Raw genomic sequence first — 9,290 nt, forward strand, 5'->3', positions numbered from 1 at the left:
CTTTCGGACGTCGTGGGGGCAATAACGGACCACCGGCGCTGTCGAGCGGCGATTCGTCGTCGTTGTCGGGCAGCGGCGGCACGTTGTGGATATCCGGACGATCGGCTGCGCGCCGCGATGCCTTCAACTGCGCTTCGAAGTCCTGCAGTTCGTTGACTTGCGTAACGAGTTGTCCCACGCGCGGTTCGAGATGAATGAGCGTTGCACTGATCTTGCCGAGCTCATCGATTTCGTAGGAGCGGCGCTCGGCCTGCGCTTTTTCTCCGGCTGCATGCGTGTTGCCCATTGCTGCGCCAATTGCAATGCCAAGCGCGAGCGCAGCGAGAACCATTGCAATGACGGCGATGATCACCATTGTGCGGACCGTGCGCGCTTCGACGAACCGGACACGCTGGTTCGACATGGTCCTTCGCGACCAGATGACGAACGCCATCAGTGCACCGGGCGCGACGCGCGCAAAGGCAAAATAACGTTCACCAAAACAGAAACACTGGCGCGTGTTCGACGGTTGAAATTGAGATAAATGAAAGTCACGTCCATGTGAAAACGCCGCAGCGGGGCTACGGCGAGAGGCCTTATGGGCGGACGATTATGCGCCAACTATCCAAATGCGTATCTCATATATAAGGGTTGCTGAATAAACGCGAAATTCAGGGCTGCGCCGTTTCGCTCCACAGCATTTCACGGGCTTCGCCCATGAGCAGCGGACGGTTCAATTCGGCCACTGTGCGCAGGAAATCCCACACTGCCGTGATGCGTTTCAGTTTGCGCAAATCCTCGCGGCAGGAAAGATAAAACGCACGCGTGACGACGATGTCATCGGCGAGTACCGGTTCGAGACGCGGGTCCTGTGCGGCCATGAAGCACGGCAGGATGGCGAGCGCGCGACCCTGCAATGCAGCGTGATATTGCGCGATCACGCTGGTGCTGCGCCAGTTGGAAACCGCACCCGGAATGGCACGATCGAGATAGAGGAGTTCGTAGCTGAAAGCGAGGTCGTCGATGTAGCTTGCGAAGCGGTGCGTCCTCAGATCTTCGACTCGATGCACAGGCTCATGCTGTGCGAGATATCCGCGCGTGGCGTAGAGACGCAAGCGGTAGTCGCAGAGTTTCGTGTAGACGGTCTGCCCGTGTTCGGGGCGCTCGAGCGTCACCGCGATATCCGCTTCGCGTTTGGACAAGCTCACGAAATGCGGGACCGGCAACAGGTCGATGGAGATCTGCCTGTGCGTGTCCTGAAAGCGCGCGAGCTGCGGCGCGAGAAAAAAGCAGCCGAAGCCTTCGGTGCATCCCACGCGCACGTGGCCGGACAACGCGTGCCCCGAGTTCGCGATGTGTTCCGTCGCGGACTGGACCGTGGTTTCCATGGCATCGACGTAGGCAAGCAGGCGCTGGCCTTCCGCAGTGAGGATGAATCCGCCGCTGCGGGATTTATCGAAGAGTAGGGTGCCCAATGCGTCTTCGAGCGCGCGGACGCGGCGCGCGACGGTCGTGTAGTCCACGCCAAGACGCTTCGCCGCGCCGCTCGCCCGCTGCGTCCGCGCGACTTCGAGGAAGTAACGCAGGTCGTCCCAGTTCAGGTTATGCAGGTTGTGTGCGGTCGATGGCGTGCTTTTTTGCATATCGGATGGGTGTTTCTATCGATACTTTGGAGAGATTTGCATAACTATACTGACGTTATTCAAATAAACGGAGACGACATTTCCCCTTGGCGACCTCGCGCGGGTTTTCCCGTAGCAATGGTCCGCGTCTTCCGCTTGCTTGCCCCTTCCTTCAGGAGACTCCCACATGAATACCGCTGCTGACCGCCCGGCGCTCGCCGAACACACCGCTTCCGTACGCACGGCCAAATTGCTGATCGATGGCAAGTTCGTGGAATCGACTACGAAAGAATGGCGCGACATCGTCAATCCCGCCACGCAGGAAGTGGTCGGACGCGTACCGTTCGCGACGAAAGACGAAGTCGATGCCGCAGTGGCATCGGCGGCGAATGCGTTCAGGACGTGGCGGCTGACATCGCTTGGCGTGCGCATGCGCGTGATGCTCAAGTTCCAGGACCTCGTGCGCCAGAACATGAAACGCATCGCGCAGACGCTGACGGCCGAGCAAGGCAAGACGCTGGCGGATGCCGAAGGCGATATCTTCCGCGGGCTCGAAGTCGTGGAGCATGCTTGTTCCATCGGCACGTTGCAGCAAGGGGAATTCTCGGAGAACGTCGCGGGCGGCGTGGATACCTACACGCTGCGCCAGCCGATAGGCGTCTGCGCCGGCATCACGCCGTTCAACTTCCCCGCCATGATCCCGCTCTGGATGTTCCCGATGGCGATCGTCTGCGGCAATACGTTCGTGCTGAAGCCATCGGAACAGGACCCGTTGTCGACCATGGAACTCGTCGAACTCGCGCTCGAAGCCGGCGTTCCGGCGGGCGTCTTGAACGTGGTCCACGGCGGCAAGGATGTGGTCGATGCCATCTGCACGCATCCCGACATCCGGGCCATATCGTTCGTCGGATCGACGCATGTGGGTACGCACGTGTACAACCTGGGCAGCCAGCATGGCAAGCGCGTGCAGGCCATGATGGGCGCGAAGAATCACGCCGTCGTCCTGCCCGATGCAAACAAGGAGCAGACCCTCAACGCACTTGCGGGCGCCGGGTTCGGCGCGGCAGGGCAACGCTGCATGGCGACGTCCGTCGTGGTGTTCGTGGGGGCGTCGAAGGACTGGTTGCCGGATCTGGTCGAGCGTGCGCGCGGATTGTCTATCAACGGCGGCACGGAGGCGAATACGGATGTCGGGCCCGTTGTTTCGCGTGCGGCGAAGGAGCGCATTATCGGTTTGATCGAAGCAGGTGTGGGCGAGGGCGCAACGCTTTCGCTCGACGGCCGCGGCGTGGAAGTGAAGGGCTATGAGAAGGGTAACTTCATCGGCCCGACGATCTTCTCCGATGTCACCACCGAGATGACCGTCTACAAGCAGGAGATCTTCGGCCCGGTGATCTGCGTGCTGGAAGCAGCCACGCTCGATGACGCCATCGCCCTCGTCAACCGCAATCCCATGGGTAACGGCGTTGGCCTCTTCACGCAAAGCGGCGCGGCGGCGCGCAAGTTCCAGAGCGAGATCGACGTGGGCCAGGTCGGCATCAATATCCCGATTCCCGTTCCGGTCCCGTACTTCAGTTTCACCGGTTCGCGCGGATCGAAACTCGGCGATCTCGGCCCGTACGGCAAGCAGGTCGTGCAGTTCTACACGCAGACGAAAACGGTCACATCGCGCTGGTTCGACGACGCCACGGTCAACGACGGCGTGAACACGACTATTTCGCTTCGCTAAGCATTTTCCGCACAGAACAATAACCAGGAGATACGCCATGGAAATCGGTTTTATCGGGCTCGGCAACATGGGTGGCCCCATGGCCGCCAACTTGCTGAAGGCGGGACATTCGCTGACGGTGTTCGATTTATCGAAGATGGCCTTGCAGGCAGCCGTCGACGCCGGCGCGCGGACTGCCGTATCGCCTCGTGAAGCGGTGCGCGAGGCCGAGGTGGTGATCACCATGCTGCCTGCGGCCGCGCACGTCAGGGCGGTCTATCTAAACGACGACGGCGTGCTCGCGGGCGTGCGTACAGGCGTGCCGCTGGTGGACAGCAGCACGATCGATCCGGCGACCGCCCGGTCGATTGGCGAGAGCGCAGCAAAACATGGCAACCCGTTCGCCGATGCCCCCGTGTCCGGCGGCACGGTGGGCGCCCAGGCCGGTACGCTGACGTTCATGGTCGGTGCAAATGCTGAGTTGTTCGAAACGCTCAAGCCGGTGCTCGCGGGGATGGGCAAGAACATGGTGCAGTGCGGTGACACCGGCACCGGCCAGATCGCGAAAATCTGCAACAACCTCCTGCTAGGCATTTCGATGATCGGCGTGGCCGAAGCCATGAAGCTGGGCGCTTCGCTCGGAATCGATCCGAACAAGCTTGCCGGGATCATCAACACATCGACAGGTCGTTGCTGGAGCGCCGATACGTGTAATCCCTACCCTAACGTGCTGCCGAACGCGCCCTCTTCACGCGGGTATACCGGGGGATTTGGCGCAGACCTGATGCTCAAGGATCTGGGGCTCGCCGTTGATGCAGCGCGTCAGGTGAAGCAACCGATCCTGCTTGGCGCGCTTGCACAACAGCTTTATCAATCGATGAGCATGCAGGGCTTGGGCGGGCTGGACTTCTCCGCGATCATCAAGCTGTACAGTAACGAGGATGCCTGAATAAACCGCAATAGCGAAAATACGTCTGTAGGTGCTTTCTTAAGCTGCGTTGCAACATGTCGAACGTCCGCGTCATATGGGACAGGGACATGGGGAATACGATGATTCGCTTCTTCTGAAATTGGCCTATTCTCAAAGCACGACGTTCATGTCTCCGTCTTAATTAGTAAGTAGATGACGAAGTCAGCGAAGCCGCTTTGGAATACTCATTAGGTTTAACCTAGGCCGGCAGCAATACCGGCGGCAAGCCAGGATCAAGGAGAGCCAGATGCAAACAACTCGTCATTTCCACATGGAGTTGCGTCACGCAACAATGCCGACCTACGTGTTCAGTTATCTGTTCCCGTTGGTACTGGCAGTGTACGAGCTGTGGCGCGTAGGGTCGTGGGTCGCAGTCCGCGGATTCAACTTCACGGACTTCAGCGCGATGAGTTATGAATTCGCGCTCATGCTGGCCGTGTTTCTGATGCAGGTCGTGGTCGAGATCGCATTCATGGCGGCCGCGATGCTGACCAAGCATCATGATGTGGCGCATCGCGCAGGCAACTTGCTGCTCGGCATTTTCTGTTCGGTGGTCGTATTGGGTTTCGACCTCGCGTTGCAATATGCGATGTAATTCTTAAAATCGCTTTGGGTTCTCGCAGCAAAGAAAAGCCCGTTTGAACATCAGGTTCAAGCGGGCTTTTTATCGTGCTGCCGAAGTGTGCAAGCGTTTCAGCAACCCACTGCGCTCGCGAGTTCCGGCGCCTTCTCCGCGCGCGCCTCGAAGCACTTCTTGTTCGCTTCCTTGAGCGCGGTGCGCAAGCCTTCTTCAACGACCGGGTGGTAGTAGGGCAACTTCAACATGTCTGCCACGCTGAGTTCAAGTTGCAGCGCCCACGCGAGCAGATGACCCAGATGTTCGGCGGCCGGCCCGCAACCCTGCGCGCCGAGCAGCTTGCCCGTTTTCGCATCCGCATAGACATGCAGCAAGCCGCGATTTTGTCTCAGCACGCGACTGCGGCCTTGCGTTTCGAATGACACGCTGCCGGTCACTGTCATCTGTTCATCGAGGTCGTCGTAGGACGCGCCCACGATCGCCACTTGCGGCTCGCTGAAGACCAGCGAGAACGGTACCTTCCGCCTGACCGTCTGCACGTTGGGGAAATTTGCCGCGTTGTCGCCCGCGAGCTTGCCTTCGTCGGCGGCGTCGGAGAGAAAAGGCCGCGTACCGTCGCAATCGCCGGCAATGAAGATGTTGCTGTCGCCACATTGCATCGATTGTTCGTTGAAGACGGGAACACCCTTCTTGTCGAGTTCGATACCCGTGGTGTCAAGTCGCAGGTTGCCGAGCGTCGGCTTCCTGCCGGTTGCGACGAGGACAAGATCGAAATGCTCGGTGCGATCGCTGCCATCGAGCGATTTGAAGCGGATGGTCGGTTCGCCTTCCTGCATCGACTTCTCGTGGACGGTTGCGTCCGGGTCGAGATAGAACTCCGCCTGCAGCGCTTTGACCAGGGCATCGCGCACGGGGGTATCGGTAAGCGCGCCTACCTGGTTTTTCTGGCTGAACATGAAGACGTCCACGCCGAGCCGCGCAAACGCCTGGCCCAGTTCCAGCGCGATAGGACCTGCGCCGAATACAGCGCAACGTTTGGGCAAGGTCTTCAACTCGAAGACCTGGTCACTCGTGATGAGCCGGTCGCCGAAAATCTTGAAGTCGTCGGGAATGACGGATGCCGATCCGGTCGCGATGACCACGCTCGTGGCTTCAATGCGCGTTGCGTCATCGACGATCAGTACGTTGCGTGACTCGAAACGTGCATGTCCGCGAATCACGGTTTCCGGCGGGAACGAAGCGATTTCCTCCAGCACACCCTTGACGAAATGATCACGTTCGCTGCGCATGTAAGCGAGCACGTGATCGCCGTTCGCTTCGAGATCGTGCGTGCCTTCAATACCTCTTGCCGCCTGATCCTTGGCATCGTGCAGGCCGTTTGCCGCCGCCAGCAAGAGCTTGGATGGCATGCAGCCCACCCGCGCGCACGTGGTGCCAAAATCGGCGCCTTCTATGATCACGGCTTCCTTGCCCGCACTGCGTGCCGCACGATACGCGGCCATGCCCGACGTTCCCGCGCCAATGACGGCGACGTCCACCTTGATTTGCTTCATCAGTACCCTTTGAGTGTTTCTACGACCATTGCGGATGTTCGCCGCCGAGGCTGCGGTCTAGCTGGAACGCTGCGCTGATCAGCGCCAGATGCGTCAGTGCCTGCGGGAAATTGCCGAGCGCTTCTCCGCTGATGGCGACTTCCTCCGAATAAAGCCCCACGTGATTTGCATACGCGAGCATTTTTTCGAAGACGAGCCGGCCTTCGTCGACACGGCCTGCGCGCGCGAGCGCCTCCGCGTACCAGAACGAACAGGCGCTGAAACCGCCTTCTTCTCCGGGCAAGCCGTCGAGTGAATCGCCGCGGGTGTAGCGAAAGATCAACGGATCGACGCCAAGCTCGTTGCCGATTGCATCGAGCGTCGTAAGCCAGCGCGGATCCTTCGGTCCTATGAAGCGCACGAGCGGCATCATCAGCGTGGAGGCATCGAGCGTTTTCGAATCCGGCGTCTGCACGAAACTCTTGATCTCATCGTTCCAGAAGTTCGTGTAGATGTCCTCGTGAATCGCGTCGCGTACCGCATTCCATTCCTGGAACGGAGCGGGCAGCGAGCGCTTTTGCGCAAGGCGTATCGCCCGGTCGAGGGTGACCCAGCACATCAATCTCGAGTGCAGCAGCGGCCGGCCGCCGTTGCGGAATTCCCAGATGCCCTGGTCCGGGTTCTTCCACTTCTGCGCGACGAAGTTGACGGTGCGCGTGACGTGTTGCCAGCCATCGTAGGAGATGGATTCGCCATACTTGTTGTAGAGGTAGATGGCGTCGAGCAACGCGCCGTACACGTCGAGCTGGGTCTGGTCGCGCGCGCCATTGCCAATCAACGGCGGCTCCGTGCCGCTGCCATAAAGGGTATCGACGGCTTCTTCGTCGGGCGGTGCTTCGCCGTCGACGGCGTACATCACGTTGAACGATCCATCCGAGTCGCATTGCTTGTTGCGCTCGGCGATCCAGTTCTTGAAGTCACGCGCTTCGCCAATGTAGCCGAGGCGCAGCAGCGCGTAGACGGAGAACGCGGCGTCGCGAATCCACGTGTAGCGATAATCCCAGCGGCGGCCGCCGTCGGGCGTTTCCGGCATGCCGAAGGTCGGTGCGGCGATGATTGCGCCAGTCTCCCGCGAGCTGAGCAGCTTCAGCAGCAGCGCGGAGCGCATCACGACCTCGCGATAACGCCCGTGATAAGTCGATTTCGCTGACCAAGCCCGCCAGAAATCGATGGTGTCGGAGAGCGCCTGCTTGCACGGCAGTTCGCCGCGAGCGGGCTCTGTTTCGCCGCCGAAAAGGAAGCACGCGGTCTCGCCTTCCTTGAGTTCGAACTGCGCGACAGCATCGTTTCCATCGATTCCCAGCTCGATTGTCGAGTCCAGTATCAGCGCGTCGATCCCGCCCGGGTTCTTGCCTGAGGGCGTGAAGCGGATGGTGTTCTTATCGACTTGAGCGGCTTCGTGGCTGCCACGGGCGTAGTCGAAGCGCGGCGCGCAATGCATGCGTACGGACATGTCGCCGTACTTCGCGCGGATCACGCGAACGACGCAATTCGAGTCGCCTTTCTCGTCCTCATCGTCTTTCGATACCGGCATGAAGTCGACAAGCTCGCACACCGCATCGCCCGACATGAAGCGCGTCAGCAGCACGTTGGTCTCAGGCAGATACATCTGCCTGGTGCGCGCGATCTTGAAGGTCGGCGCAATGGTGAAGGCGCCGCCGCGCTTTTCGTCGAGCAGCGCGCCGAAGATGGTCGGCGAGTCGACGCGCGGAAAACACATGAAGTCGATCGAGCCTTCCGTGGATATAAGCGCCGTCGTGCGCATGTTGCCGATCAGACCGTGTGCATCGATAGGAATGCCGTGCGAGGTCGGCGCATCCGTCTTGGCCGGGCTGTCGTCGTGAGAGTCCTGCGTCCGCGGATCAGCCATTATCAGCGAACCCCGGATACAAGGTCATGCCGCCGTCCACGAACAGCGTGGTGCCGGTCACGTAGTCGCTTTCGTCGGATGCTAGCCAGACCGCCGCATTGCCGATGTCCTCCGCTTCTCCAATGCGGCCGTAAGGCACGAGTTCGAGCAGCTTCTTGAGCGCGTCGGGGTTGTCCCAGGCCGACTTGTTGATCGGCGTCTGTATCGCGCCGGGAGCGATCGAGTTCACGCGGATCTTGTGCGGTGCGACTTCCTGTGCGAGCGATTTCATCATCATCTGGATGCCGCCCTTCGACGCCGCATAGTTGACGTGCCCCGCCCAGGGAATGACCTCATGAACCGAACTCATGCAGATGATCTTGCCGAGCGCTTTCGATACCGGCCGCGGACCGCGTCGAAGGAATTCGCGTACGGCGCGTTGTGCGGTCATGAACTGGCCTGTGAGATTCAGGTTCATCACCGCGTTCCAGTCGGCAAGCGTCATGTCGATGAACTTCGCGTCCTTCTGCACGCCGGAGTTGGCGACCACGATATCGACCGTGCCGAAGCGTTTGACGAGGGTATCGAACATGGCGTCGATGTCGGCTTCGTCGGAGACGTCGGCCTGGATCGCGATCGCCTGGCCACCGGCCTGTTCGATTTTGGCAGCGAGGCCTTCGGCCTCTTCACCATGTGAGTGGTAGTTGATGGCGACGCTCGCGCCAGCTTCGGCGAGCGCGAGCACGACTCCGTAACCAATGCCGGAGCTGCCGCCGGTTACGAGCGCGATTTGACCTGCAAGTCTTTGAGCCATGGCGTTCCCTGATTCGATGCGAAGCGAGTTCCGGAGGCTGGCTCGCGATGCAATGCAGGAGGCAAAAGACAAGCTCCCGCCCGGCGCGACACCTGCTATGGGTCCCACCTCGACCGGCCTCGGCGAAATCTATCTCTGGACTGTCGAAGCAGATGCAAACGCGCGCAAGCCCGATGGAA

General features: G+C 60.3%; 8 protein-coding genes and 1 pseudogene. 4 read left to right on the top strand and 5 right to left on the bottom strand.

The window, feature by feature from the left end:
- A pseudogene (locus ACRXB1_RS22455) lies at positions 1-433 on the bottom strand (M23 family metallopeptidase); the annotation flags it as partial.
- 217 nt (positions 434-650) lie between these two features.
- Positions 651-1,622 carry a LysR family transcriptional regulator gene (locus ACRXB1_RS22460; RefSeq protein ID WP_449493259.1) on the bottom strand — a complete coding sequence of 324 codons (972 nt, stop codon included), beginning with the start codon at positions 1,620-1,622 and terminating at the stop codon, positions 651-653.
- A 166-nt stretch (positions 1,623-1,788) separates the two neighbouring features.
- On the opposite strand from ACRXB1_RS22460, the gene ACRXB1_RS22465 reads away from it, so the two are divergent.
- The 3 genes from ACRXB1_RS22465 to ACRXB1_RS22475 all read left to right on the top strand — a co-directional run bounded on the left by ACRXB1_RS22465 (position 1,789) and on the right by ACRXB1_RS22475 (position 4,874).
- A complete protein-coding gene (locus ACRXB1_RS22465; protein ID WP_449493260.1) occupies positions 1,789-3,330 on the top strand; it encodes a CoA-acylating methylmalonate-semialdehyde dehydrogenase in 1,542 nt (513 codons plus the stop codon).
- A gap of 37 nt (positions 3,331-3,367) precedes the next feature.
- On the top strand, positions 3,368-4,258 hold the full coding sequence (mmsB, locus tag ACRXB1_RS22470) for a 3-hydroxyisobutyrate dehydrogenase (protein ID WP_449493261.1): 891 nt from the start codon (positions 3,368-3,370) through the stop codon (positions 4,256-4,258).
- 268 nt (positions 4,259-4,526) lie between these two features.
- Positions 4,527-4,874, top strand: a complete 348-nt coding sequence (locus tag ACRXB1_RS22475) for a hypothetical protein (protein WP_062003176.1) — start codon at positions 4,527-4,529, stop codon at positions 4,872-4,874.
- Between the two features lie 98 nt (positions 4,875-4,972).
- Here ACRXB1_RS22475 and ACRXB1_RS22480 read toward each other — a convergent pair whose 3' ends face one another.
- From ACRXB1_RS22480 to ACRXB1_RS22490, 3 genes are read right to left on the bottom strand one after another with little or no spacing between them, the layout of a single operon-like run.
- On the bottom strand, positions 4,973-6,409 hold the full coding sequence (locus tag ACRXB1_RS22480; RefSeq protein WP_449493262.1) for a dihydrolipoyl dehydrogenase: 1,437 nt from the start codon (positions 6,407-6,409) through the stop codon (positions 4,973-4,975).
- Positions 6,410-6,428: 19 nt separating this feature from the next.
- Entirely contained in the window at positions 6,429-8,318 is a 1,890-nt protein-coding gene (locus tag ACRXB1_RS22485; protein WP_449493263.1) for a glycoside hydrolase family 15 protein, read from the bottom strand.
- Positions 8,311-9,111 (bottom strand): SDR family oxidoreductase, encoded by an 801-nt coding sequence (locus tag ACRXB1_RS22490; protein ID WP_075358656.1) that lies wholly within the window; start codon positions 9,109-9,111, stop codon positions 8,311-8,313. The genes ACRXB1_RS22485 and ACRXB1_RS22490 overlap by 8 nt, the downstream gene beginning before the upstream one ends.
- On the opposite strand from ACRXB1_RS22490, the gene ACRXB1_RS22495 reads away from it, so the two are divergent.
- On the top strand, positions 9,110-9,290 hold a 181-nt coding region (locus tag ACRXB1_RS22495), incomplete at its 3' end, for a hypothetical protein (protein WP_449493264.1). The two genes, ACRXB1_RS22490 and ACRXB1_RS22495, sit on opposite strands and share 2 nt — an antisense overlap.

The organism is Caballeronia sp. M23-90, from assembly GCF_053574605.1.